21 protein-coding genes and 2 tRNA genes are annotated in these 26,467 nt (G+C 61.5%); 18 read left to right on the top strand and 5 right to left on the bottom strand.

Going from position 1 to position 26,467, the window contains the following annotated elements; translation table 11 throughout:
* The first annotated feature begins 106 nt into the window (after window positions 1-106).
* The 9 genes from C1X29_RS08600 (at window position 107) to pdeM (ending at window position 10,562) form a co-directional block, all read left to right on the top strand.
* Window positions 107-1,141 (top strand): ligase-associated DNA damage response exonuclease, encoded by a 1,035-nt coding sequence (locus C1X29_RS08600; RefSeq protein WP_102717233.1) that lies wholly within the window; start codon window positions 107-109, stop codon window positions 1,139-1,141.
* A complete protein-coding gene (locus C1X29_RS08595) occupies window positions 1,138-2,826 on the top strand; it encodes an ATP-dependent DNA ligase (protein ID WP_102717232.1) in 1,689 nt (562 codons plus the stop codon). The genes C1X29_RS08600 and C1X29_RS08595 overlap by 4 nt, the downstream gene beginning before the upstream one ends.
* 350 nt (window positions 2,827-3,176) lie before the next feature.
* On the top strand, window positions 3,177-3,959 hold the full coding sequence (locus C1X29_RS08590; protein ID WP_011332769.1) for a transporter substrate-binding domain-containing protein: 783 nt from the start codon (window positions 3,177-3,179) through the stop codon (window positions 3,957-3,959).
* A 56-nt stretch (window positions 3,960-4,015) separates the two neighbouring features.
* Window positions 4,016-4,744: an ABC transporter permease gene (locus C1X29_RS08585; RefSeq protein ID WP_102686593.1), complete on the top strand. Its 729-nt coding sequence runs from the start codon at window positions 4,016-4,018 to the stop codon at window positions 4,742-4,744.
* On the top strand, window positions 4,741-5,451 hold the full coding sequence (locus C1X29_RS08580; RefSeq protein WP_039771337.1) for an ABC transporter permease: 711 nt from the start codon (window positions 4,741-4,743) through the stop codon (window positions 5,449-5,451). Before C1X29_RS08585 ends, C1X29_RS08580 begins: the two co-directional genes overlap by 4 nt.
* A gap of 12 nt (window positions 5,452-5,463) precedes the next feature.
* Complete coding sequence (locus C1X29_RS08575) at window positions 5,464-6,582, top strand: succinylglutamate desuccinylase/aspartoacylase family protein (RefSeq protein ID WP_102686592.1); 1,119 nt, start codon at window positions 5,464-5,466, stop codon at window positions 6,580-6,582.
* A gap of 13 nt (window positions 6,583-6,595) precedes the next feature.
* Window positions 6,596-7,360: an ABC transporter ATP-binding protein gene (locus C1X29_RS08570; protein ID WP_007954993.1), complete on the top strand. Its 765-nt coding sequence runs from the start codon at window positions 6,596-6,598 to the stop codon at window positions 7,358-7,360.
* A gap of 59 nt (window positions 7,361-7,419) precedes the next feature.
* Window positions 7,420-9,906: a ligase-associated DNA damage response DEXH box helicase gene (locus C1X29_RS08565; protein ID WP_102717231.1), complete on the top strand. Its 2,487-nt coding sequence runs from the start codon at window positions 7,420-7,422 to the stop codon at window positions 9,904-9,906.
* Window positions 9,906-10,562, top strand: a complete 657-nt coding sequence (gene pdeM / locus C1X29_RS08560; RefSeq protein WP_102717230.1) for a ligase-associated DNA damage response endonuclease PdeM — start codon at window positions 9,906-9,908, stop codon at window positions 10,560-10,562. The genes C1X29_RS08565 and pdeM overlap by 1 nt, the downstream gene beginning before the upstream one ends.
* 39 nt (window positions 10,563-10,601) lie before the next feature.
* On the opposite strand, the gene C1X29_RS08555 is transcribed toward pdeM, so the two are convergent.
* Window positions 10,602-10,811, bottom strand: a complete 210-nt coding sequence (locus C1X29_RS08555; protein WP_085605329.1) for a hypothetical protein — start codon at window positions 10,809-10,811, stop codon at window positions 10,602-10,604.
* Window positions 10,812-10,917: 106 nt separating this feature from the next.
* Complete coding sequence (gene dcd / locus C1X29_RS08550; protein ID WP_007954988.1) at window positions 10,918-11,484, bottom strand: dCTP deaminase; 567 nt, start codon at window positions 11,482-11,484, stop codon at window positions 10,918-10,920.
* Between the two features lie 353 nt (window positions 11,485-11,837).
* Here dcd and C1X29_RS08545 point away from each other — a divergent pair, with 353 nt between their 5' ends.
* Entirely contained in the window at window positions 11,838-12,047 is a 210-nt protein-coding gene (locus C1X29_RS08545; RefSeq protein WP_002554837.1) for a cold-shock protein, read from the top strand.
* A 119-nt stretch (window positions 12,048-12,166) separates the two neighbouring features.
* On the opposite strand, the gene C1X29_RS08540 is transcribed toward C1X29_RS08545, so the two are convergent.
* On the bottom strand, window positions 12,167-13,174 hold the full coding sequence (locus C1X29_RS08540; protein ID WP_085748169.1) for a DUF481 domain-containing protein: 1,008 nt from the start codon (window positions 13,172-13,174) through the stop codon (window positions 12,167-12,169).
* A 177-nt stretch (window positions 13,175-13,351) separates the two neighbouring features.
* On the opposite strand from C1X29_RS08540, the gene C1X29_RS08535 reads away from it, so the two are divergent.
* The 4 genes from C1X29_RS08535 to C1X29_RS08520 all read left to right on the top strand — a co-directional run bounded on the left by C1X29_RS08535 (window position 13,352) and on the right by C1X29_RS08520 (window position 18,098).
* Complete coding sequence (locus C1X29_RS08535; RefSeq protein WP_011332761.1) at window positions 13,352-13,693, top strand: MGMT family protein; 342 nt, start codon at window positions 13,352-13,354, stop codon at window positions 13,691-13,693.
* Between the two features lie 43 nt (window positions 13,694-13,736).
* Entirely contained in the window at window positions 13,737-15,296 is a 1,560-nt protein-coding gene (locus tag C1X29_RS08530) for an AmpG family muropeptide MFS transporter (RefSeq protein ID WP_085748168.1), read from the top strand.
* A gap of 115 nt (window positions 15,297-15,411) precedes the next feature.
* A complete protein-coding gene (locus C1X29_RS08525; RefSeq protein ID WP_102717229.1) occupies window positions 15,412-17,127 on the top strand; it encodes a proline--tRNA ligase in 1,716 nt (571 codons plus the stop codon).
* 17 nt (window positions 17,128-17,144) lie between these two features.
* Window positions 17,145-18,098: a hypothetical protein gene (locus tag C1X29_RS08520; protein WP_085748166.1), complete on the top strand. Its 954-nt coding sequence runs from the start codon at window positions 17,145-17,147 to the stop codon at window positions 18,096-18,098.
* A 48-nt stretch (window positions 18,099-18,146) separates the two neighbouring features.
* On the opposite strand, the gene dinB is transcribed toward C1X29_RS08520, so the two are convergent.
* Entirely contained in the window at window positions 18,147-19,208 is a 1,062-nt protein-coding gene (gene dinB / locus C1X29_RS08515; RefSeq protein WP_102717228.1) for a DNA polymerase IV, read from the bottom strand.
* Window positions 19,209-19,488: 280 nt separating this feature from the next.
* On the opposite strand from dinB, the gene C1X29_RS08510 reads away from it, so the two are divergent.
* The 4 genes from C1X29_RS08510 to C1X29_RS08495 all read left to right on the top strand — a co-directional run bounded on the left by C1X29_RS08510 (window position 19,489) and on the right by C1X29_RS08495 (window position 24,061).
* A tRNA-Met gene (locus C1X29_RS08510) sits at window positions 19,489-19,565 on the top strand.
* Window positions 19,566-19,769: 204 nt separating this feature from the next.
* A tRNA-Met gene (locus C1X29_RS08505) sits at window positions 19,770-19,846 on the top strand.
* A 280-nt stretch (window positions 19,847-20,126) separates the two neighbouring features.
* A complete protein-coding gene (gene mprF / locus C1X29_RS08500; protein ID WP_102686587.1) occupies window positions 20,127-22,766 on the top strand; it encodes a bifunctional lysylphosphatidylglycerol flippase/synthetase MprF in 2,640 nt (879 codons plus the stop codon).
* On the top strand, window positions 22,766-24,061 hold the full coding sequence (locus C1X29_RS08495; RefSeq protein ID WP_102717227.1) for a virulence factor family protein: 1,296 nt from the start codon (window positions 22,766-22,768) through the stop codon (window positions 24,059-24,061). Before mprF ends, C1X29_RS08495 begins: the two co-directional genes overlap by 1 nt.
* 395 nt (window positions 24,062-24,456) lie before the next feature.
* On the opposite strand, the gene C1X29_RS08490 is transcribed toward C1X29_RS08495, so the two are convergent.
* Window positions 24,457-26,358, bottom strand: coding sequence for a potassium transporter Kup (locus tag C1X29_RS08490; RefSeq protein ID WP_102717226.1), 1,902 nt, complete (start codon window positions 26,356-26,358; stop codon window positions 24,457-24,459).
* Window positions 26,359-26,467: the final 109 nt, after the last annotated feature.

Here is a 26,467-nt window from a genome sequence, read left to right as displayed (position 1 = left end):
CCCACGCAGAGCGTGGGAACGATCATGCGACAGTTCAGAAAATCAATAGAACTTCTGACTTCGCGCCAACCTCATAGCTAACAAGTCCCTCCATTCCGGTAACGCCATGGACCTTGTTATCGCCCGCCCCGAAGGCCTCTACTGCCCTGCCGGGGATTTCTACATTGACCCGTGGCGGCCCGTCGAGCGTTCGGTGATCACCCATGCCCACGGCGACCACGCCCGTGGCGGCAATCAGCATTACCTGGCCGCCAGCGCCGGCGAAGGGATTTTGCGTGCGCGTCTGGGCGCGGACATCAACTTGCAAACCCTCGACTACGGCCAGCGCCTGACCCATCACGGTGTCACCTTAAGTTTTCATCCCGCCGGCCATGTGCTCGGCTCGGCTCAGGTACGGCTGGAATACGGCGGCGAAGTCTGGGTCGCGTCCGGCGACTACAAGATCGAACCCGACGGCACCTGCGCCCCTTTCGAACCGGTGCGTTGCCATACCTTCATCACCGAATCGACCTTCGGTCTGCCGATCTACCGCTGGCAGCCGCAGGCGCAGGTGTTCGCCGAAATCAATCAGTGGTGGCAGGCCAACATCGAGGCCGGCAAGGCCAGCGTGTTGTTCTGCTATTCGTTCGGCAAGGCCCAGCGGATTCTCCACGGCATCGATGAGACCCTCGGGCCGATCCTCAGCCACGGAGCAGTCGAGCCGCTGAACCGCGTGTACCGCGAGGCCGGCGTCTACCTGCCACCAACGATCTACGCCGGCGAGGTGAAAAAGAACGACCCGATGATGCGCCAGGCGCTGGTCATCGCCCCGCCCTCGGCCGGCGGCAGCAGCTGGATGCGCCGGTTCGGCGATTACAGCGACAGCTTCGCCAGCGGCTGGATGCGCCTGCGCGGCACCCGTCGGCGGCGCGGCGTGGATCGCGGTTTCGTGCTTTCGGATCACGCCGACTGGCCCGGCCTGTTGTGGGCCATCGAACAGACCGGCGCCGAGCGGGTGATGGTCACCCACGGCTCGATTGGCGTGCTGGTGCGCCACCTGCGTGAAAAAGGGCTGGACGCACAAGGTTTCAACACCGAATACGGTGACGATGAAGAAGAGCTTTCCAGCGCCACGCCTGCGGTTGCCGAGGTGCAACCATGAAAGACTTCGCCGGGTTGTACGCAGAACTCGACGCCACCACCTCCAGCAACGCCAAACTGGCGGCCATGCAAGCCTACTTCGCCCAGGCGCAACCGCAGGATGCCGCGTGGGCCGTTTACTTTTTGTCCGGCGGGCGGCCACGGCAACTGGTTCCGGTGAGAGTTCTGCGCGAACTCGCTGTTGAAACGTCCGGGCTTGAGCCATGGCTGTTCGAGGAAAGCTATCAAGCGGTCGGCGATCTGGCGGAAACCATTTCGCTGGTGCTGCCGGAACATCCATACACCTCCGAGGCCGGCCTCGCCGAATGGATCGAAGACAAACTGCTGCCCCTGCGCGGTGAAACCCCGGAATACCTCGCCCATCAGTTGCCCGCACTGTGGGCGCAACTGGATCGGCCGAGCCTGATGCTGTGCATCAAGTTGATCACCGGCAGCTTCCGGGTCGGCGTATCCAAGCTGCTGGTGACCCGCGCCCTGGCCTCCATGGCCGGGCTCGACAGCAAGCGAGTGGCGCAACGGCTGGTGGGTTACACCGACCTGTCCAACCGGCCGAACGCTGCCAGTTACCTGAAACTGATCGCCCCCGAATCCAGCGACGAGCACGCCCAGCGCGGCGGCCAGCCCTACCCGTTCTTCCTCGCCCACGCGCTGGCGCAACCGGTGGAGACCTTCGAGGCCCTGCTCGGGCCGCCGAGCAACTGGCAGGTGGAATGGAAGTGGGACGGCATCCGCGCACAGGTGGTCAAGCGTGACGGGAAACTGTGGGTCTGGTCGCGCGGCGAGGAATTGGTCACCGAGCGTTTTCCCGAATTCGACACGCTGCTGCACGGTTTACCCGACGGCACGGTGATCGACGGCGAGATCGTAGTCTGGAAGAACAACCGCCCGATCACCGAAGACGCGTTCGATCCGCAGTCGACAGAAGCCCCGGCGGTGCAACCCTTCGCACTGTTGCAACAACGGATCGGCCGCAAGTCGCTGGACCGCAAAATCCTCGAAGACGCGCCGGTGGTGATACTCGCCTACGACCTGCTCGAATGGCAGGGCGAAGACTGGCGCAACCAGCCCCAGGCCAGACGTCGTGAGCAACTGGAGCAGGTCATCGCCCACTGCAACAACCCGGTACTGCTGCCTTCGCCGATTCTGACGGGTGACGACTGGTTCGACCTCGCCCGCCAGCGCGAGGCCTCCAGGCGCCTGGGGGTCGAAGGCATGATGCTCAAGGCTCGCGACGCGATGTACGGCGTTGGCCGCACCAAGGACATGGGCGTGTGGTGGAAATGGAAGGTCGACCCGTTCAGCGTCGACGCGGTGTTGATCTACGCCCAGCGCGGACATGGCCGGCGCGCCAGCCTCTACAGCGATTACACTTTTGCGGTGTGGGACGGCCCGCCGGGATCCAGTGCAAGGTCACTGGTGCCATTCGCCAAGGCCTATTCAGGGCTGACCGATGCGGAAATGCGCGAGGTCGACAGCATCGTGCGCAAGACCACGGTGGAAAAATTCGGCCCGGTCAGCAGCGTGAAGCCGAGCCTGGTATTCGAACTGGGCTTCGAAGGCATCGCCCTCTCCCGTCGACACAAGAGCGGCATCGCCGTGCGCTTCCCGCGCATGCTGCGCTGGCGCCAGGACAAGACCGTGGACGAGGCCGACAGCCTGGCGACCTTGCAAAACCTGTTGGTCTGACTCCTTCCCAACGATACTCCCCCCTAACCCCGATCGTTCCCACGCTCCGCGTGGGAATGCCTCAATGGACGCTCTGCGTCCGCTTTGGGACTGAGCGTCCCGGGCTGCATTCCCACGCGGACGGTTCGACGCCTCGACGTGGGAACGATCACCTCCGAACCAACTTGGTGCAGCTTTTCCGTCGCGCCCGTTTTCGTGCACTGACCGGCCCCGGCATGCACTTCCTGCACCTTTTAAAACACTTGTTCGGGACTCTGGTTCGGAAATTGCTACTTTCTATAAGTCGTAAGCGCTCCAGTAACAATCATTCCGCGCCACAAGCGCTCATATTGGTTCTTAGGGATTGAATAATGAAAAAAGCATTGCTGACCCTTTCTGCACTGGCGTTGTGCATGGCCGCCGGCTCCGCGCTGGCCAAGGAATACAAAGAACTGCGGTTTGGCGTTGACCCTTCCTACGCACCGTTCGAGTCGAAAGCGGCAGACGGCAGCCTGGTTGGCTTCGACATCGATCTGGGCAACGCGATCTGCGCCGAGCTGAAGGTCAAGTGCAAATGGGTCGAAAGTGACTTCGACGGTATGATTCCGGGCCTCAAGGCCAATAAATTCGACGGTGTGATCTCGTCGATGACCGTTACCGAAGCCCGCGAAAAAGTCATCGACTTCTCCAGCGAGCTGTTCTCCGGCCCGACGGCCTACGTGTCGAAAAAAGGTTCGGGTATCACCGACGACGTCGCCTCGCTGAAAGGCAAAACCGTCGGTTACGAGCAAGGCACCATCCAGGAAGCCTATGCCAAAGCCGTGCTGGACAAGGCCGGCGTGAAAACCCAGGCCTATCAGAATCAGGACCAGGTGTATTCCGACCTGACTTCCGGCCGTCTCGATGCGGGCATTCAGGACATGCTGCAGGCCGAACTGGGCTTTCTGAAGTCGCCGCAAGGCGCTGATTATGAAGTCAGCAAGCCGGTCGACAACCACTTGCTGCCAGCCAAGACCGCTGTCGGTATTAAGAAAGGTAACACCGAGCTGAAAGCGCTTTTGGATAAAGGTATCAAAGCGTTACACGATGATGGCAAATACGCCGAGATTCAAAAGAAACACTTTGGCGATCTGAATCTGTACAGCGGCAAATAATGCCCCGGCGCCCATCCTCGATGGGCGCCTTTTTCATTCAGTCAGGTTGCTGATTTATGTTCGAAAACCTCTTACAAAATCTGGGGCTCTCCGCCTTCAGCCTCAAGGGTTTTGGCCCTTTGCTGTTGGAAGGCACCTGGATGACCATCAAATTATCGGCGTTGTCGCTGCTGGTGGCCGTGTTGCTCGGCCTGCTCGGCGCCAGTGCCAAGCTGTCAAAAGTCAAACTGCTGCGCCTGCCCGCCCAGCTCTACACCACGCTGATTCGCGGGGTGCCGGACCTGGTGCTGATGCTGCTGATCTTCTACAGCCTGCAAACCTGGCTGACGACGCTCACCGACTACATGGAATGGGAATACATCGAGATTGACCCGTTCAGCGCCGGGGTCCTGACCCTGGGCTTCATTTATGGCGCGTACTTCACTGAAACCTTTCGCGGGGCGATTCTCGCCGTGCCGCGCGGTCAGGTCGAAGCCGCCACCGCCTATGGCCTCAAGCGCGGTCAGCGCTTTCGTTTCGTGGTGTTTCCGCAAATGATGCGCTTCGCCCTACCGGGCATCGGCAACAACTGGATGGTGATGCTCAAGGCCACCGCGCTGGTTTCGATCATCGGCCTGGCCGATCTGGTCAAGGCTGCGCAAGACGCCGGCAAGAGCACCTATCAACTGTTTTACTTCCTGGTCCTCGCCGCGTTGATTTACCTGCTGATCACCAGTGCCTCGAACTTCATCCTGCGCTGGCTCGAACGCCGCTACGCCGCCGGTGCCCGGGAGGCCGTACGATGATCGAACTCCTGCAGGAATACTGGAAAGCCTTCCTTTATACCGACGGCCAGAACATCACCGGGCTGGCGATGACGATGTGGCTGCTCAGCGCTTCGATCTTCTTCGGTTTCCTCGTGTCGATACCGCTGTCGATTGCCCGGGTCTCGCCGCACTTCTACATCCGCTGGCCGGTGCAGTTCTACACCTACCTGTTCCGTGGCACGCCGCTCTATATCCAGTTACTGATCTGCTACACCGGGATCTACAGCCTGGCCGCCGTGCGTGCACAACCGCTGCTCGACAGTTTCTTTCGCGATGCGATGAACTGCACGATCCTGGCCTTCGCCCTTAATACTTGCGCCTACACCACGGAGATTTTCGCCGGGGCCATCCGCAGCATGAACCACGGCGAAGTCGAAGCGGCCAAGGCCTACGGCCTGACCGGCTGGAAGCTGTATGCCTACGTGATCATGCCGTCGGCGCTGCGCCGTTCGTTGCCGTACTACAGCAACGAAGTGATCCTGATGCTGCATTCGACCACCGTGGCTTTTACCGCGACCATCCCCGACATCCTGAAAGTTGCACGGGACGCCAACTCGGCGACCTTCCTGACCTTCCAGTCGTTCGGCATCGCCGCGCTGATCTACCTGACCATCACCTTTGCGCTGGTCGGCCTGTTCCGCCTTGCCGAACGCCGATGGCTGGCCTTCCTTGGCCCGACCCACTAGGACCCTTTTGAGATGCGCCACCAGATACACGACCTGCTGGCCCCGCTGCCGGGGACCGCACGACAGATCCACAGTTTTCACTTCGGCCCGGACAAGGCCCAGGGCAAGATTTACATCCAGTCCTCGCTGCATGCCGACGAACTGCCCGGCATGCTCGTGGCCTGGCACCTCAAGCAGCGTCTGGCGGAGCTGGAAGCCGCCGGCCGCCTGCGCAGCGAAATCGTGCTGGTGCCGGTAGCCAACCCGGTCGGCCTCGAACAGGTGCTGATGGATGTGCCGCTGGGCCGCTACGAGCTGGAGAGCGGGCAGAATTTCAACCGCTGGTTCGTCGACCTCAGCGAAGAAATCGGCAACGAAATCGAAGCGCAGCTGTGCGACGACCCGCAGCGCAACCTCGAGCTGATCCGTTCGAGCCTGCGCAACGCCCTCGCCCGCCACACCGCCACGACTCAGCTGCAATCCCAGCGCCTGACCCTGCAACGGCTGGCCTGTGATGCGGACATGGTGCTCGACCTGCATTGCGATTTCGAATCCGTGGTTCACCTTTACACCACGCCCGAGGCCTGGCCGCAGGTCGAGCCGCTGGCGCGCTATATCGAATCCCAGGCGAGCCTGCTGGCCACCGACTCCGGCGGACAGTCATTCGATGAGTGCTTCACCCTGCTGTGGTGGCAATTGAAGGAGCGCTTCGGCGAACACTTCGAGATTCCGCTCGGCAGCTTTTCGGTCACCGTCGAGTTGCGCGGTCAGGGGGATGTCACCCATCCGCTGGCCAGTCGCGATTGCCAGGCGCTGATCGATTACCTGATCCACTTCGGCGCCATTGTCGGCGAACCCAAAGCCTTGCCGGCCCTGCCACATCCCGCCACACCGCTGGCCGGTGTGGAACCGGTGGCCACTCCCGTCGGCGGGCTGCTGGTGTACAGCGCCACACCCGGCCAGCTTCTGGAAGCCGGGCAGAAAATCGCCGAAATCATCGACCCGATCAGCGAGCGGGTCACGCCAGTCCATTGCACCGCTTCCGGTCTGCTCTATGCCCGCTCGCTGCGGCGCATGGCCACTGCCGGGATGGTGATCGCCCACGTCGCGGGCGCCGAAGCCTATCGCAGCGGCTATCTACTTTCGCCTTGAGGATGCCTGTCCCATGTACAAATTGACCGTTGAAGGCCTGCACAAAAGCTATGGCGACCATCAGGTGCTCAAAGGCGTCTCGCTCAAGGCCAAGACCGGCGACGTGATCAGCCTGATCGGCGCCAGCGGCTCGGGTAAAAGCACCTTTTTGCGCTGCATCAACTTTCTCGAACAACCCAACGACGGCGCAATGAGCCTCGACGGCCAGGCGATCCGCATGGTCACCGACCGCCACGGCATGCACGTGGCCGACGCCGATGAACTGCAACGCCTGCGCACCCGCCTGGCCATGGTGTTCCAGCACTTCAACCTGTGGAGCCACATGACCGTGCTGGAAAACATCACCATGGCCCCGCGCCGGGTGCTGGGCTGCAGCAAACAGGAAGCCGACGACCGCGCCCGGCGTTATCTGGAAAAGGTCGGTTTGCCGGCGCGAGTGGCGGATCAATACCCGGCATTCCTTTCCGGCGGCCAGCAGCAACGGGTGGCGATTGCCCGGGCCTTGGCCATGGAGCCGGAAGTCATGCTGTTCGACGAACCGACTTCGGCGCTGGACCCGGAACTGGTCGGCGAAGTGCTCAAGGTGATTCAGGGCCTGGCCGAAGAAGGCCGGACCATGATCATGGTCACCCATGAAATGAGCTTTGCGCGCAAGGTCTCGAGCCAGGTGCTGTTCCTGCATCAGGGACTGGTGGAAGAAGAAGGCGCACCCGAAGAAGTGCTGGGCAATCCGAAAAGCGAACGCCTGAAGCAATTCCTCAGCGGCAATCTCAAGTAAAACTATTGCCCGGCCGGCGCGGTCATTGAAGGAACACCTTCAGAGCACACGTCGCCGGCATGGGCACTTCCACCGACTTCGCCAAACATTGGTTCAGCGCCCGCGACTGGAAGCCGTTCGCCTTTCAGAAACAAGTGTGGGCGGCAGTCAAACGTGGCGAATCCGGCCTGCTGCACGCCAGCACCGGCGCCGGTAAAACCTACGCGGTGTGGTTTGCCGCGCTCAATCGCTTTGCCCGCTCCGGGCCTGTTGCTGCAACCACTCGCAAACGCCCTCCACCCGCCGAACCGCTGACCGTCTTGTGGATCACGCCGATGCGGGCGCTGGCCGCCGACACTGCACGCGCCCTGCAAGCGCCGCTTGATGATCTGCAGATTCCCTGGAGCGTCGGCCTGCGCACCGGCGACACCGGCAGCAGTGAACGCGCCCGGCAAAACCGGCGCCTGCCCACCACACTGATCACCACCCCGGAAAGCCTGACCCTGATGCTCGCCCGTGCCGACGCGCAAACGGCGCTGTCGACGCTACGCATGGTGGTGGTGGATGAGTGGCACGAATTGCTCGGCAACAAACGCGGTGTGCAACTGCAACTGGCCCTCGCCCGGTTGCGCCGCTGGCAGCCGGGGCTGATCGTCTGGGGCGTTTCCGCAACGCTTGGCAATCAGTCCCACGCCGAACAGGTGCTGATCCCACACGGCGACGGAATCAGTATTCAGGGGCAAAGCGAAAAGTCGCTCAAGGTCGACACCCTGCTCCCACCGGCGATCGAACGGTTTCCCTGGGCCGGGCATATCGGCTTGAAGATGTTGCCGCAGGTGGTCGCCGAACTGGATGTCTGCGCCAGCAGCCTGGTGTTCACCAACACCCGGGCGCAATCGGAAATCTGGTATCAGGCCTTGCTGGAAGCGCGACCGGACTGGGCCGGGTTGATCGCGCTGCACCACAGCTCGCTGTCCCGTGACACCCGCGACTGGGTCGAGCAGGCGCTGAAGAACGGTCAACTCAAAGCCGTGGTCTGCACTTCAAGCCTGGATCTGGGGGTGGATTTCCTGCCGGTGGAGCGGGTGCTGCAGATTGGCTCGGCCAAAGGCGTGGCGCGACTGATGCAGCGTGCCGGGCGTTCGGGGCATGCGCCCGGCAGAACGTCGCGGGTCACCCTGGTGCCGACCCACAGCCTGGAGCTGATCGAAGCCGCGGCCGCTGGCGATGCCGTGGCACAGCGGCGGATCGAACCGCGACTGTCCCCGCACAAACCGCTGGATGTGCTGGTGCAGCATCTGGTCAGCATGGCCCTGGGCGGTGGCTTTATTCCCGATGAGCTGTACGAAGAAGTCCGTGGCGCCTGGGCCTATCGTGACCTGACGCTCGCGGACTGGGCCTGGGCGCTGGCGTTCGTACGCCACGGCGGGATGTCGCTGACGGCGTACCCGGATTACCGCCGGGTCGAGCCGGATGAGCACGGGATCTGGCGCGTCCCCGATGTCCGCCTGGCGCGCCGCCATCGCATGAGCATCGGCACCATCGTCAGTGATGCCGCGATCCATTTGAAGTTCTGGAGCAAGGGCGGAGGCGGCAAACAGCTGGGCAGCGTTGAAGAAGGCTTTATCGCTCGCCTCAAACCTGGCGATGGGTTTCTGTTCGCCGGTCGCTTGCTGGAGCTGGTGCGGGTGGAAAACATGACCGCCTATGTCAAACGCAGCACGGCGAAAAAAGCCGCGGTGCCGCGCTGGAATGGCGGGCGCATGCCGCTCTCCAATGAATTGGCCGAAGCGGTGGTCAGCCGGTTCAGCGCGGCGGCACAAGGCGAGTTTGCCGGCCCGGAAATGCAGGCCTTGCGCCCGTTACTGGAAACGCAGATACGCTGGTCAGGCCTGCCGACCGTCAACAATCTGCTGGCCGAAGTGCTGAAATCCCGCGAAGGCTGGCACCTTTTCCTCTACCCGTTTGCAGGACGCCAGGTGCATCTGGGGCTGGCCAGCCTGCTGGCGTGGCGGGTCAGTCAGCGTTTGCCTGTGACTTTCTCGATTGCGGTCAACGATTACGGACTGGAATTGCTCAGCGCCACGCCCGTTGACTGGCCTGTGCAACTGGATGGCGCCCTGCTCAGTCCCGAGGACTTATTGAGGGATGTGCTGGCCAGCCTCAATGCGGGGGAACTGGCACTGCGCAGGTTTCGGGAAATCGCGCGGATTGCCGGGCTGGTGTTTGCCGGTTACCCCGGCGCGCCGAAAAGCACCCGTCAGGTGCAGGCCTCCAGCGGGCTGTTCTTCGAAGTGTTCAAACAATACGACGCCGACAACCTGCTACTGGCGCAGGCCGGGGAAGAAGTCCTGCGGGAAGAACTGGATATTCGTCGACTGGAACAGACATTGGAGCGGATCAACCGGATGAAACTGGACATGCACCTGATCAAACGTCCTACACCGCTCGGGTTTCCATTGCTGGTGGAACGCATGCGCGAAAGCATGAGTTCGGAAAAACTCGCCGACCGCATCCGCCGAATGGTCGGCGATCTGGAACAAACTGCCGACAAGGGCCAATCCTGATGAACGCGCCCTACCCGGTGCGTCTGGCAGGCGAAGACCTCTGGCTGCTGCCGGAAAAGGCACTGTACTGGCCGGCGCAACAGGCGCTGCTGATTGCCGATGTGCATTTCGGCAAGGCTGCCGCTTACCGGCGCCTGGGGCAGCCGGTGCCGCAGGGCACGACAGCGAGCAACATCGCCGTGATCGAGCAGTTGCTGGCGAAACTGCCGTGTCGGCAACTGATCTTTCTTGGGGATTTTCTGCACGGGCCCGGTTCGCATGCCCCGGGCACTTTGAGTGCTCTGTCTGAGTGGCGCTCACGCCACGCCGATCTGCCGATCACGCTGATTCGCGGTAATCACGATAAACGCGCCGGTGATCCGCCAGCGACGCTGAACATTCGGGTGGTGCCGGAGCCGATGCTGCTCGGGCCCTTCGCGTTGCAGCACGAACCCGATCCGTACCCGGAACGCCACGTGCTTGCAGGCCACGTTCACCCGGTCTATCGATTGAACGGCAAGGGGCGTCAGCGTTTGCGGCTGGCCTGCTTCAGGCTGGGGGAACGCATCAGCCTGCTGCCGGCGTTTGGCGCCTTCACCGGCGGTTATCCGGTGGAGAAGGAAGACAGCTGTCGGATCTTTGTCATTGGCGACAACGAAATATGGCCCGTCGGCTGAAGTCCTGTCCAGGATTCAGCCGACGGGCCATACAGTCAATCAAGCGACAGGCGCAGGTGGCGGTTTGTCCGGCAGCGTAGGCTCGCCGGGCTCGGTCGGTTCTTCGTTGGGGGTATCGGGATCGGGCTGGTGAGGAATTCCGCCAGCCATGGCGATGGGCGGGTGTGCCAACAAGGACCAGGCCAATACGCCAATCTGATTGGGCTCGAGCCTTGCCAGTTCGGCAGTGATTTGCGGATCGATCTTCATGGAGCACTCCTCGGCGAAGGCCCGTCCCGCTGTTCGCGAAACGGGCAGTACACCCCATAGAGTGTCTACCCGCCGAAGAATTCCCGGTAACTGCCGGATGGACGGATCAGGTGCGCGGCAGGGTCACGCCACGCTGGCCTTGGTACTTGCCCGCACGATCCTTGTAGGAGACTTCGCATTCCTCGTCGGATTCGAGGAACAGCATCTGCGCCACGCCTTCGTTGGCGTAGATCTTCGCCGGCAGGTTGGTGGTGTTGGAGAACTCCAGGGTCACCTGGCCTTCCCACTCGGGCTCGAGCGGAGTGACGTTGACGATGATGCCGCAGCGAGCGTAAGTGCTCTTGCCCAGGCAGATGGTCAGGACGTTGCGTGGAATACGGAAGTATTCAACGGTCGTGGCCAGGGCGAAGGAGTTTGGCGGAATGATGCAGACGTCGCTGTGGACATCGACGAAGCTGCCAGCGTCGAAGTTTTTCGGATCGACGATGGCCGAATTGATGTTGGTGAACACCTTGAAATGATTGGTGCAACGCACATCGTAGCCGTAGCTCGACACACCGTAGGAGATCACACGGCTGTCGTCGCTGCCACGTACCTGGCGCTCGACGAACGGCTCGATCATGCCGTGTTCCTGCGCCATGCGGCGAATCCACTTGTCCGATTTGATGCTCATGGCGGGTGTCCTGAATAGCGAGGTGGAAAAAATCTGTCCGGCATCTTACCGGGCGCGCCGCCGGGTTCAAAGTCCGGGCTGCAAATCTCGCCGAACGTGCAGGAATTACGCGCCCTGGCGACGAACCGTCACACCGCCGATCCCTAAAACAGAGAAACCTTCGCAAGAAGCATTGGCACGTTCCGGAAAAAGGGTTAAGGTGGCGCCACTGTGCTGCTTGTGTCACTGAGAATCTCTACACGATATGTTGAATTTCGATCCAACCATCTACAAGAATTTTTCCTGCTCTTTGCACTCAGTCTCGGCCAGGGTTCTTCCTGAGTCGCAGTTATCTTTGTTCAAGGAGTTACACCATGTCTAATCGCCAAACCGGTACCGTTAAGTGGTTCAACGATGAAAAAGGCTTCGGCTTCATCACTCCACAATCCGGTGACGACCTGTTCGTTCACTTCAAAGCTATCCAATCCGACGGCTTCAAAAGCCTGAAAGAAGGCCAACAGGTTTCTTTCATCGCTACCCGCGGTCAGAAAGGCATGCAAGCTGAGGAAGTACAAGTTATCTAACTTGTAGCTTCTTTAGTAAAAGGCCCCGCCCTCAAAAGCGGGGCTTTTTTGTGGGCGTCTGTTTTTCCAGGCGCAAAAAAAAGATCGCAGCCTGCGAAGGCTGCGATCTTTTTTGTTGCTTACCAAGCGACGCCGAAGCCGGCGGTGTAGCGGGTCTTGCTCAAGTCCGCATCCTCGGTGCCGCTGATGATGTCGCGCTCAGCCTTGAGGTTGAGGGATGCCCAGTCGGTGACCTTGTAGCGCAGGCCCATTTCCGCATCCAGCGCGTAGTCAGCCACGCCGGACAACGGCTTGCCGACTTCGCCATTGGTGAAGAACTCGACCTTCTTGCCGATCAGGTAGCGGTTGTAGTCCCACTTCATGGCGACTGAATAGAAGTTGTCCTTGCTGCCATCGCGATACTGGTAGTCCGTGCGGTTGAGCAGCGAGCCGAGGGAGAACGCCCCCAGCTCGTCATCCCAGAACTGGTAACCCGGACCGGTACCGACCACGCGCTGGCGCGCCAGCTCTTCGATGTGATCGCGCTTGTAGTTCAGGCGGCCCTGCCAGAACCACTTGTCCGTCAGGAAGCGGTCGAGTGCGTACTCGGCGCGCCAGTTGTCGGTGGTGGTCACGTCGTCCTGCACTTCGCGGTTGTACTCGCCCTCGGCGGTGTGCCGCCAGCGACCATGGCGGGCGGACGTCTTGAAGCCGATGTCGTAGTCGTCGGTGTCCTTTTCCGCACGCTGGTAATCCAGCGCCAGGTCGACATTGCCCTTCCACACCAGATCCTCGACCACCGGTTTGGGCTTGAGAATCTGCTGAATGCTCGCCAGCTCCACGGTTTTCGGCGCTTCGCCGTTGGCAAGGATGACCTTGCCGTCTTCGGCAGCGGTCAGCGACTTGGCCTTCTCGCCGTTGTAGGCGTCCTGCTTGACCAGCAGTTCCTGATCGCTCTCCAGGGTCTTGACCTGCTTCCAGTCGATGGTGACGGCCCCGGCGTACTGGGTCTGGACCAGCAGCTTGCCGCCGTCGAACAGCGTGATTTTACCGCTCAGCTTGTCACCGTTCTTCAACCAGACGGTGTCGGCAAGCAAAGGTGTGGACGCACTGAAGACAGCAAGGCACAGCAGGGTTCTGGACAACATAAGCGAATCGAAGACTCAAGTTTGCGAAAAAAGGGTCGGCATTATCCGTAGGAATAATTCCCTGACAAGGAGTGACCCGGCTAATTCTGTTGAGTTCATTTCTCAATTGCCCCTCCACCGATTACGCTTAAGGGCATAACGCGATCAAGCTCAGGAACCGCGCACGTGACAGACCCGATGCATGCCTGCGAAAACGATCCGCAAATCCGACGCACGGCACTCTATTCCACCCTCGCCCAAGTGCCTGAGGGCAAAGTCGTCAGCTATGGTCAGTTGGCCGAACTGGCGGGATTGGGGCGCGCCGCCCGCTGGGTCGGCCGGACCCTGAGCCAATTGCCCGGCGACACCAAACTGCCCTGGCACCGCGTACTCGGCGCCGGCGGTCGGATCAGCCTGCCGGCGGGCAGCCCGTCCGGGGACGAACAGCGGGCTCGATTGCGCATGGAAGGCATCACCGTCCTGAACAATCGTGTGGATATTCGGCGCCATGGCTGGCGTCCGGTAGAGCACAGCGGTTAGAGTGCGCGCTTTGTTTTCGCAATCTTGAGGCAGACTTCAGCCCATGCCCCGTAAAACCTGGCGCGCCGCGCTCGCCGCCTATGCCAGTCCTTCGACGCTCGTGCTGTTGTTGCTGGGTTTCGCCGCCGGCCTGCCGTACATGCTGGTGTTCTCGACACTTTCGGTCTGGCTGCGTGAAGCCGGTGTGGCCCGCGAGACGATCGGCTACGCCAGCCTGATCGGTCTGGCCTACGCCTTCAAATGGGTCTGGTCGCCCCTGCTCGACCAATGGCGCCTGCCGCTGCTGGGCAAGCTGGGTCGTCGCCGTTCGTGGCTGGTACTTTCACAGACGCTGGTGATCCTCGGTCTGATCGGCATGGGCTTTTGCGACCCGCAAAAACACCTGTCCTGGCTGATCGCTATCGCTGTGGTTGTCGCCTTCGCTTCCGCCACCCAGGATATCGCCGTCGACGCCTATCGACTGGAAATCGCCGAAGACAACCGCCAGGCCGCACTGGCCGCCAGTTACATGTCCGGTTATCGGATCGCCGCCCTGCTCGCGACCGCGGGTGCGCTGTTCTTCGCCGAGGGCTTCGGCTCTACAGGCTTCAAGTACCAGCATTCGGCCTGGACCGGCACCTACGTGCTGTTCGGTGCCCTGATGGTGCCTGCCCTGCTCACCACCCTGCTGATGCGCGAGCCGCCGGTGCCGTTGCGCACCCAGTTGCAGGCGGGGCGTTACACCTTCATGCATCAGTTGATGTCGGTGTTCGTGCTGATCATTTTGCTGGTCTCCGTGCCGGCCATGTTCACCCAGCTCTACAACACCGATTTCGCCAGCGTGCTGTTTGGCGACATGAGCCCGCTGGACCTGCTGCTGGAAGACCGGGCGTTCTTGCGCGCGATTCTCTACACCACGCTGACCTGCCTGTGCCTCTCGGCCATGGGCCGTCGCGGTCTGGCGCCGGTGCTGACACCGGTCAACGACTTCATCCTGCGCTACCGCTGGCAGGCGTTGCTGCTGCTCGGCCTGATCGCCACCTATCGAATGTCCGACACGGTGATGGGCGTGATGGCCAACGTGTTCTACATCGACCAGGGTTTCACCAAGGACCAGATCGCCAGCGTCAGCAAGATCTTCGGTCTGATCATGACCCTCGTCGGCGCCGGCATGGGCGGTCTGCTGATCGTGCGCTTCGGTATCCTGCCGATCCTGTTCATCGGCGGTGCCGCGTCGGCGGGCACCAATCTGCTGTTCCTGATGCTGGCCGACATGGGCCCGAACCTGCAAATGCTGGTGGTGACGATTTCCCTCGACAACTTCAGTTCGGGCCTGGCCACGTCGGCGTTCGTAGCCTACCTGTCGAGCCTGACCAACCTGAAGTTCTCCGCCACCCAGTACGCCCTGCTCAGCTCGATCATGCTCCTGCTGCCACGCCTGATCGGCGGCTACTCCGGGGTGATGGTGGAGAAATTCGGTTATCACAACTTCTTCCTCATCACCGCGCTGCTCGGTGTTCCGACCCTGGTGCTGATCGCCCTGCACTGGTTCCAGGAAAGCCGCCGCGAAGGCCCGACGCCGACCCCGGAACCTGCACCGACCTCCGTCGTGGAAGAATCGTAAGACATCTCGCACCCGGCGAGAGGCTTCGCGCCGGGGTTGCACTTCTGTACGTCGGCGGATCTCGCCGTTACACTGCTCCGTCATTTCCAGTCATAGCAACCGACAACGGCCAACCATGCGCACCAGTCAATTTTTGCTCGCCACACAGAAAGAAACGCCTTCCGACGCGGTCGTGATCAGCCACCAGCTGATGCTGCGCGCCGGCATGATCCGCAAACTCGCCTCGGGCCTGTACACCTGGCTGCCGATGGGCTTGCGAGTGATGCGCAAGGTGGAAGCCATCGTTCGCGAAGAAATGAACGCCGCCGGCTCTCTGGAAGTGTTGATGCCGAGCACCCAACCGGCCGAGCTGTGGCAGGAATCGGGACGCTGGGAAGAATACGGCCCTGAGCTGCTGCGCATCAAAGACCGCCACGGTCGTGATTTCTGCGCGGGCCCGACCCACGAAGAAGTGATCACCGATCTGATGCGCAACGAGTTGAGCAGCTACAAACAGCTGCCGATCAACCTGTACCAGATCCAGACCAAATTCCGTGACGAAATCCGTCCACGCTTCGGCCTGATGCGCGGTCGCGAATTCATCATGAAGGACTCGTACTCCTTCCATGCGGATCAGGCGTCGCTGCAGATCACCTATGACCGCATGCACGAAGCGTACTGCAACATCTTCACCCGCCTGGGCCTGAAGTTCCGTGCGGTGGAAGCCGACAACGGGTCGATCGGTGGCGCCGGTTCCCACGAGTTCCACGTGCTTGCCGAGTCCGGCGAAGACGACATCGTCTTCAGCAACGGTTCCGACTACGCGGCGAACATCGAGAAGGCCGAAGCCGTGCCGCGTGAAACCTCGCGCGCCGCGCCAAGCGAAGAGCTGCGCCTGGTCGACACACCAGACACCAAGACCATCGCGGCCCTGGTGGAGAAATTCAATCTGCCGATTGAAAAGACCATCAAGACCCTGATCGTGCACGCGGAAGAAGAAGGCAAGCTGATTGCACTGATCATCCGTGGCGACCACGAGCTGAACGAAATCAAGGCTGCCCAGCAACCTGGTGTTGCCAGCCCGCTGGTCATGGCCTCCGATGCCGAACTGCGTGACGCCATTGGCGCCGGTGCCGGCTCCCTCGGCCCGCTGAACCTGCCGCTGCCAATCATCATCGACCGTTCGGTCGAGCTGATGAGCGACTTCGCCATCGGTGCCAACATCGACGACAAGCACTACTTCGGCGTGAACTGGGAGCGTGACCTGCCGGTTCCGACCGTGGCCGACCTGCGTAACGTTGTAGCTGGTGACCCAAGCCCGGACGGCAAGGGCACCCTGGAAATCAAGCGCGGCATCGAAGTCGGGCACATCTTCCAGCTGGGCAACAAGTACAGCAAGGCGATGAAGTGCGAAGTGCTCGGCGAGAACGGCAAGCCGGTGACCCTGGAAATGGGTTGCTACGGTATCGGTGTTTCCCGCGTGGTGGCTGCCGCCATCGAGCAGAACAACGACGAAAACGGCATCATCTGGAGCGACACCCTGGCGCCGTTCCAGATCGCCCTGGTGCCGCTGCGCTATGAAACCGAGCTGGTGCGCGAAGCCACCGACAAGCTGTACGCGGAACTGACCGCGGCCGGCTTCGAAGTGCTGCTGGACGACCGCGACAAGAAAACCAGCCCGGGCATCAAGTTCGCGGACATGGAGCTGATCGGCATTCCGCACCGGATCGTGGTCAGCGACCGCGGCCTCGCCGAAGGCAACCTGGAATACAAGAGCCGTACCGAAGGCCAGGCGCAAGCGCTGCCGGTTGCCGACGTGCTGTCCTTCCTTCAGGCCCGTATCCGCCGCTGAAACCAGATAGAGACGTCATGTTCAAGCGAAACACCTTAGGCCTCGGTGGTGCCGCCCTGTGCGGCACCCTGCTGGTCAGCGGCTGTGCCAATCACATGTCACAACGCAGCGAGCACGAGGAACGTGTCGAGCGCAAACTGCTCGATCACAGCCTGCAGATCGATGTCGGCGAGCCCAAGGTGCTTGAGCTGCCGCAACGGCGCGTGAAGATCAACGAACAGAAGACTTTCGAAGTCACCGAGTTCGAGGTCACGCGCCATTACGACCGTTACACGCCTTACCAGCCATGGCGGGAGATCTACGAGATTCCGCTGGGCGCAGTGGCGGTGGTCGGCGGCGTCGGCGCCAACGTGGTCAACGTGTTTGCCCTCGGCAATCTGCCCGACAGCGTGACACGGGACTGGCTCAGCTACGGTTTCGCCGGCCTCAACCCGTTCATGAACGTGCAATCCAACGGTCGCGCGCAACAGAACCTGGCCGGCATCGACGAAGTCCAGCGCGACAAGCGCACGGAATATTCGAGCCTGCCGTGGAGCGAGCGCCCGGTTCAGGTCAAGGTTGGCAAGCAGACCTTCGACATGACCACCGATCGCAACGGCGTGTTGCGTCTGAACCTGCTGGACAGCCCGTTCGCCGAAAACGACCTCAATCATGTGGGCAAACTGCAGATCAGCGTCGAAGACGGCAAGGATGACGTGCATTCCGACTCGTCTTTGGCGATCAGCACTCACCTGCGCGGCAAGCTGCTCGAAGCTCACGGGCTGATCTACGACGATCTGGAAGACGACGAAGTGAGCCAGTGGGTGCACCGGGTCAAGCGTCTGTCGGAACTGGGTCTGGAAGAAGAAGCCAGTGAGCTGGAACAAAGCCTGATCGAACTGACCCGCAACGATCCCGAGTTGCAGGCCGAATTCCTCAAGTCCCTGACCCGGGATGCGGGGCGTCTGGTGGCGGATCCGGGGCCGAACTGAAACCCCTGAAAAAATGCCCGAACCTGCTTCGGGCATTTTTTTGCTCGTCTATCGCTCGAACAGCTCCATCTGCTCGAACCCGCCGCGCAAATCCTCGAGCCGCACGCCCACTCCCAATAACCGCACCGGTTTGCCACCGCGATTGAACGCCTGCGTCAGCATCAACTGGTAACTGCCCAGATCCCGCCCTGCCCCCGCCTGTTCCAACGTGGTCTGGGTAAAATCGTGAAACTTCACTTTGACGAACGGCTTGCCCGGCCGGTAGCTGCTGTCGATCCGCGCCATGCGGGTTTTCAGGGTTTCCAGCAATTCCGGGAGCTTGTCGAGGCAACTGCGCAGGTCCGGCAGATCGACGTCGTAGGTGTTTTCGACACTGATCGACTGACGGCGACTGTCGTTGTGTACCAACCGCTCATCAATCCCACGGGCCAGACTCCACAAGCGCTCGCCGAAACTGCCGAATTCCCGCACCAGCGCCAGCTTGTCCCACTCGCGCAATTGCAGACAGTCATTGATACCGAGCCTGCTCAGCTTGTCGGCGGTGACCTTGCCCACCCCGTGCAACTTGCTCACCGGCAGACCACTGACAAAGTCTTCGACCTGATCCGGGGTGATCACGAACAAGCCGTTGGGCTTTCTCCAGTCGCTGGCGATCTTGGCCAGAAACTTGTTCGGCGCCACGCCGGCGGAGACGGTGATGTGCAACTGATTGGAAACCCGGCGACGAATGTCCTGGGCAATGCGCGTGGCGCTGCCGCCGAAATGCGCGCTGTCCGAGACATCAAGATAGGCCTCGTCCAGGGAAAGCGGCTCGATCAGGTCGGTGTAATCGCTGAAGATCGTATGAATTTCCTTCGAGGCCTCGCGATAGGCATCCATTCGCGGCTTGACGATGGTCAGGTCCGGGCACAGCTTCAAGGCATGCCCGGACGACATCGCCGAACGAACGCCATAAGCCCGCGCCTCATAGTTGCAGGTGGCGATCACCCCGCGCCTGTCCGCCGAGCCACCCACCGCCAACGGCTTGCCGGCGAGACTCGGGTCATCTCGCATCTCGATGGCGGCGTAGAAACAGTCACAGTCGACGTGGATGATTTTTCGCTGAGTCATGACAGAAAAGGAAACATGGCGAGCCGGACCGGCAGTATCTCACTGACACCTGTATATAGCACCAGTGGTATGAATGTTCTTTTCAGTTTGTAGGAAACGGACCTTGAATTTATTTTCTCAATCGAAAACCAACCTCCAATAGAGCTGAAACCCTTGCCCTGCCTGACCTGCAGCCCCCGAAAAGACCGTCCGTCAGCGCTAACCGATTGAAGCTGAAGAGGTTTTATCCAAATTGAAGGTTGACACCCCGGCGTTCCTCTGTAGAATGCCGCCACACAGACGCGGGATGGAGCAGTCTGGTAGCTCGTCGGGCTCATAACCCGAAGGTCGTCGGTTCAAATCCGGCTCCCGCAACCAAACATCAGAAAAGGCCAATCGAAAGATTGGCCTTTTTTGTGCGCGTCTGTTTTTTCGGATCCAGCCGCATATTCCGGAAATCGTTCCGATTCCGAAACTTAGCGCTCCCCTGCGACCGTTTGCCGCGATTGCACACTTATTTGACCCTTCTCGGGATTATCGGTTGACACCCCGCCGTTCGCCTGTAGAATGCCGCCACACAGACGCGGGATGGAGCAGTCTGGTAGCTCGTCGGGCTCATAACCCGAAGGTCGTCGGTTCAAATCCGGCTCCCGCAACCAAACATCAAAAAAGGCTACTCGAAAGAGTGGCCTTTTTTGTATCTGTGGAAAAAGTCCTTTCGCAACAATGATCTGTCACTGTGCAGTGAACCGTTCAGGATCTGAAGGCCCGCCAAGTTGCAACTATGCTTGAAGTCGCAGGCACGGCGTCTGCAATCCAGGAGCTGCCCTCGCCGATACCCGATGAGAGGCGTAGTATTTTGTGATTATTTTTTTCTACAGGGATTGGTAACTTGGCTGGATACCTCCATCCTGTCGCGCACAATCCAAGAGGTGATTGATGCGCGCCAACTCGTCTGATTCACAAGACACCGTCACAGCGAACCCACCGATCAAGCCTGAGCGTCTGCGCCTGCTGGATCGGATCAGCAAATACCGGCAACCGATCGGTCTGGCGGTCACTTTGCTGCTATTCGCCATTGCGCTGATTGCCTGTCGCCATCTGCTCAGCGAACTCGATCTCGACGCCTTGCACGACTCGATTCTCGACGTGCCGAAACCGGCCCTGCTCGGTGCCCTCGGTGCGACGGTCGTCGGCTTCATTATCCTGCTCGGCTATGAATGGTCGGCCAGTCGTTATGCCCGCGTGACGCTGGCGCCGAAAGTGCTGGCACTGGGCGGTTTCACCGCGTTTGCCATCGGCAACGCCATCGGCCTGTCGATGCTGTCCGGTGGCTCGGTGCGATACCGTTTATATGCACGGCATGGCCTGGGCGCTTCCGAAGTCGCGCACATGACCCTGTTCGCCAGCCTGTCGCTGGGCTGCGCCCTGCCGCCGCTGGCCGCGCTTGCGACCCTGAGCAACCTGCCTGCTGCGTCGCAGGCACTGGGGCTCTCCGAGACCTTGTTGGGGACGGTTGCCGGCGTGGTGCTGCTGCTCGGCGCGATCCTGGCCATCGGCATCTATCGCCGGCGCCTGCCGGAACAACCTTATCCGGACAACCTGCTGGTCCGGGCCGGTCGTCGCACCCTGCGTCTGCCGGGTCGTCGGCTGACGTTCCTGCAACTGGTCATCACCGCCCTCGACGTGGCTGCCGCTGCGACCGTCCTTTATCTGCTGCTACCGGAAGCGCCGCCCTTCGGTGCGTTCCTGCTGGTTTATCTGCTGGCACTGGCCGCCGGTGTACTCAGTCACGTTCCAGGTGGCGTAGGTGTCTTCGAAGCCATTCTGCTCGCGGCGTTTGCCGACAAACTCGGCGCCGCGCCACTGGCGGCCGCCCTGCTCCTGTATCGCCTGATCTATGTGGTGCTGCCGTTGCTGGTGGCCTGCGTGCTGTTGCTGATCAACGAAGGCCAGCGCCTGTTTCAGTCGCAGACCATGCGTGCGGCTTCCGGTCTGGCAGCACCGATTCTCGCGGTGCTGGTGTTCCTGTCCGGCGTGGTGCTGCTGTTTTCCGGCGCGACGCCAGAGATCGACACCCGTCTGGAACACATCGGTTTTCTGATTCCTCACCGTCTGGTCGACGCCTCGCACTTTGGCGCCAGCCTGATCGGCGTGCTGTGTCTGATGCTCGCTCAGGGCCTGCGTCGCCGGCTGTCGGCGGCGTGGATGCTGACCACCATTCTATTGCTGGTGGGCGCCCTGCTCTCACTGCTCAAGGGTTTCGACTGGGAAGAAGCGACCCTGATGACCCTCACCGCCGCGCTGCTGGGGGTGTTCCGTCGCTCGTTCTACCGCCCGAGCCGCCTGACCGAACTGCCGTTCTCGCCGCTGTATCTGGTGGCCAGTCTGTGCGTACTCGGCGCCTCGACGTGGCTTTTGCTGTTTGCTTATCAGGACGTTCCGTACAGCCATCAACTGTGGTGGCAGTTCACTCTCGACGCCGACGCCCCGCGCGGCCTGCGCTCGCTGCTCGGCGCCGCCGTGTTGCTGCTGGTAATCGCACTGACCTGGCTGCTGCGCACCGCTCGCCCGGTGATCCATCTGCCGACACCGGATGAACTGGAACGCGCCTCGAAGATTCTGATGGCCTCCTCGCAACCGGACGGCGGCCTGGCCCTGACCGGCGACAAGGCGCTGCTGTTTCATCCCAACGACGAAGCCTTCCTGATGTACGCCCGCCGCGGCCGCAGTCTGGTGGCCCTGTACGACCCGATCGGCCCCGGCCAGCAACGGGCCGAGATGATCTGGCAGTTCCGCGACCTGTGCGACATCCATCACGCCCGCCCCGTGTTCTATCAGGTGCGCGCCGAGAACCTGCCGTACTACATGGACATCGGCCTGACCGCAATCAAGCTGGGCGAGGAAGCCCGGGTCGATCTGCATCGCTTTGACCTGGAAGCCAAGGGAAAGGAGATGAAGGACCTGCGCTACACCTGGAACCGTGGCACCCGTGACGGCCTGTCGCTGGAGATCCATGAGCCGGGCCAGGCGCCGATGGATGAGCTCAAGGTGATTTCCGATGCCTGGCTGACCGGCAAGAACGTGCGCGAGAAAGGCTTCTCCCTCGGCCGTTTCAGCGACGATTACCTGAAGCATTTCCGCATTGCGGTGATTCGCTTCGAAGGTCGCCCGGTGGCGTTCGCCAACCTGCTCGAGACCTACAGCCATGACCTGGCCAGTCTCGACCTGATGCGCGCGCACCCGGACGCCCCCAAGCTGACCATGGAATTCATGATGGTCGGTCTGATTCAACACTATAAGAGTCACGGATACGCGCGCTTCAGCCTGGGCATGGTGCCGCTGTCGGGGTTGCAACCCCGGCGCGGTGCACCGCTGACCCAGCGTCTGGGCTCGATGGTTTTCCGCCGTGGTGAGCAGTTGTACAACTTCCAAGGCTTGCGCCGCTTCAAAGACAAGTTCCAGCCTGACTGGGAACCCCGTTATATGGCCGTGCCCGCCGGACTCGATCCGCTGGTGGCGCTGGCCGACACTGCTGCCCTGATCGCGGGCGGCTTGACTGGATTGGTGAAACGCTGATGATTCAACGCTCCCTGAAGTACATCCTGGTCGCACTGCTGGTGCTGGCCGCGATTGCCGGCGGCGGTTTCTGGTACCTCAAACGCCCGGCACCGGAACCGACCCTCGAACAGCTCACCCCGGCCGATGGCGCCGCCATGACCCGGGTCATCCCCGGCACCAAGCCCAAGGCGCAGGTGCTGGTGGCGGTCAACGACGACCAGAAACTCAGCGACAAGCAACTGAGCACCCTGAGCCGCAGCGCTTCGGCGCAGATCGTTCAGGTGATTCTGCCCAAGGACTGCCTGCTGCAAAGCCGCGCCCTGCAAGCCGGCCTGCGTGAACTGAACGGCCCGGCGACCCTGGTCAGCGGCATCGGCCCCGGCGCCGTGCTGGCGTGGCGCTGGCTGTCCGAGCAGAAAGACGACAAGGCTCAAGCCGTATCGGTCGACCTGGCCCTGGAAAAACCCGGCTGCACTCACCTGCTGCCGAAGTCTGCCGCCCACGGCCATTGGCTGGTGGCGTGGAACGACAACCCGGACGACACCAGCGCCGGTTTCGTGCGCGATCAACCGAACGCCGAAACCAGCATCAGCGACTACGACATCAACCTGCCGCAAGTGCTGAACAACGAACTGCGCAAGATCCTCGTCGGCGGCGACAAGGCCAACGGCGGCCTGCAGATCCCGGTGGTGGAAGTCCCGGCCGGCCAGGCCAAGGACACCGTCACCCTGTTCCTCTCGGGTGACGGCGGCTGGCGCGACCTCGACCGCGACGTGGCCGGTGAAATGGCCAAGATCGGTTATCCGGTGGTCGGCATCGACACCCTGCGCTACTACTGGCAGCACAAGAGCCCGGAACAGAGCGCCCTGGACCTGACCGAACTGATGCAGCACTACCGCCAGAAATGGGGCACCAAGCGCTTCATCCTGACCGGCTACTCGTTCGGCGCCGACGTCCTCCCGGCCATCTACAACCGCCTGCCGGAAACCGAGCAGCAGCGCGTCGACGCAATCATCCTGCTGGCCTTCGCCCGCACCGGCAGCTTCGAAATCGAAGTCGAAGGCTGGCTCGGCAACGCCGGCAAAGAAGCCGCCACCGGCCCGGAAATGGCCAAGCTGCCACCGGCCAAGGTCGTGTGCATCTACGGTGAAGAAGAGACGGATGAAAGCGGTTGCACTGACAAGACCGCGGTGGGCGAAGCAGTGAAGCTGCCTGGTGGCCACCACTTCGACGAGAACTACCCGGCGCTGGCCAAGCGTCTGGTGGATTTGATCGAGAAGCGTCAGAACACGGCGCAGGTGGCGGAAGAGTGATCTGAAGCGCACCAACGAAAAGCCCCCGCAACTTCGCAGTTGCGGGGGCTTTTTCATTTCGAGGACTCCCACGATAAGCACAGGACTCAGTTAGATGTCAGCGCTTCCTGGCCATACCTCGCCCGCATGTCGTCGTGACTGATCGCTTGAGCAGGATCGAAATTGCTCAATCGCGCCTCGACTGCCGCTTGAACCCGAAGACTCTCGAGTTCATCCAGCCTTTCTTGCTCCGGTAACTCCGTCATGCAAATCGTCCTCGTGCACCGTAATGACTCTATGAGAGGCAGCCTACCAGCTACCAGAGAGGATGGGCGCCTGGAAACGTTTGGACACGGATACAAAAAAGCCCCCGCCAGCCACAAGGCTGACGGGGGCTTTTCAGTTGAGACGGGGGTTTACATCTCCACCTGCGTCCCCAACTCAATCACCCGGTTCAGCGGCAGATTGAAGAACCGCAGGTTCCCATTGGCATTCTTCAACATGAACGCAAACAACGCTTCACGCCAACGGGCCATGCCTTCGAGTTTCGAGGCGATGACCGTTTCGCGACTGAGGAAGTAGGTGGTGCGCATCGGGCTGAAGTCGAGGTCGTCGAGATGGCACAGCTTCAGTGCCTGCGGCACGTCCGGCTCGTCGGTGAAGCCGAAGTGCAGGATCACCCGGAAGAAGCCTTCACCGTGAGCCTCGACTTCGAAGCGTCGCGATGGCGGGACGCGCGGGATGTCTTCGTAGACCACCGTCAGCAGCACCACTTGCTCGTGCAAGACCTGGTTGTGCAGCAGGTTGTGCAACAGCGCGTGCGGCACGGCGTCGGAGCGGGCGGTGAGGAACACGGCTGTGCCCTGCACACGGTGCGGTGGCTGCACTCGGATGCTGCTGATGAAGATCGGCAGGGGCAGCGCGCCTTCGTCGAGGCGCTCGACCAGCAGTTGCTTGCCGCGCTTCCAGGTGGTCATCAGCACGAACAGCGCGATACCGGCGATCACCGGGAAGGCACCGCCCTGGACGATCTTCGGCACGTTGGCGGCGAAGTACAGACCGTCCACCAGCAAGAAGCCGAGCAGCACCGGCACCGCCAGAATCGGCGGCCATTTCCACAGCAGCAACATGACTGCCGAGACCAGAATCGTGGTCATCAGCATCGTGCCGGTCACCGCCACGCCGTAGGCCGAGGCCAAGGCGCCGGAGGATTCGAAGCCGATCACCAGCAACACCACGCCGACCATCAGCGACCAGTTCACGGCGCCGATATAGATCTGGCCCTGCTCGTCGCTGGAGGTGTGCTGGATGTACATGCGCGGGATGTAACCGAGCTGGATCGCCTGGCGGGTCAGGGAAAATGCGCCGGAAATCACCGCCTGGGAGGCGATCACCGTGGCCAGGGTCGACAGACCGACCAGCGGAATCAACGCCCAGCTCGGCGCCAGCAGGTAGAAAGGGTTGCGTGCCGCGTCCGGGTTCTCCAGCAGCAAGGCGCCCTGGCCGAAGTAGTTGAGCACCAGCGCCGGCAGCACCAGCAGGAACCAAGCACGGGCAATCGGCTTGCGGCCGAAGTGGCCCATGTCGGCGTACAGCGCTTCGGCACCGGTCAGCGCCAACACCACGGCGCCAAGGATGGCCACGCCCATGCCGGTATGAACCATGAAAAAGCGCACTGCCCAGACCGGGTTCATCGCGTGCAGCACTTCCGGGTAGTGGCTGATACCGTAGACGCCGAGGGCGCCGAGGACCAGGAACCAGGTGACCATGATCGGCCCGAACAGAATGCCGATCCGCGCCGTTCCGTGCTTCTGGATCAGAAACAACCCGACCAGCACCACCAGTGACAGCGGCACCACCCAGTGATCGATGCCGTCGAAGGCCAGGCCCAGACCTTCAATGGCCGAGAGCACGGAAATCGCCGGGGTGATCATGCTGTCGCCATAGAACAGCGCCGCGCCGATCAGCCCGCAGACCACCAGCAACGTACGCAACCGCTTGCGCCCCGCCGCCGCCCGACGGGCCAGCGCGGTGAGCGCCATGATCCCGCCTTCGCCCTGGTTGTCGGCGCGCAGGACGAACATCATGTACTTGATTGAAACGACCCAGATCAGCGACCAGAAAATCAGCGACAGAATGCCGAGCACTCCGTCGTGATTGACAGGCACGCCGTAAGCGCCGGAAAACACTTCTTTGAGGGTGTACAACGGGCTCGTGCCGATGTCGCCGTAAACTACCCCGACCGCCGCGACCAGCATGCTCAGCGGCTTGGTGGCCGAACCTTCGGCGCCTGCCGCGTGACTACTTGCCTGACCCATCCAACACTCCTGATTCCCAGACCGGCTTCTTAGATGAAGCACTATGCTTTGTGTGCAGCATGCGCGTTTTTACGCCCTGTAACAGACGTTTTCTTGACTGTAAAAATTC

Source organism: Pseudomonas sp. GW456-12-10-14-LB2, assembly GCF_002884345.1.
In the GTDB taxonomy this organism is placed as follows: Bacteria; Pseudomonadota; Gammaproteobacteria; order Pseudomonadales; family Pseudomonadaceae; genus Aquipseudomonas; species Aquipseudomonas paraglycinae.
The sequence above is the reverse complement of the archived record's forward strand: the minus strand, read 5'-3'. Positions and strand labels throughout refer to the sequence as shown.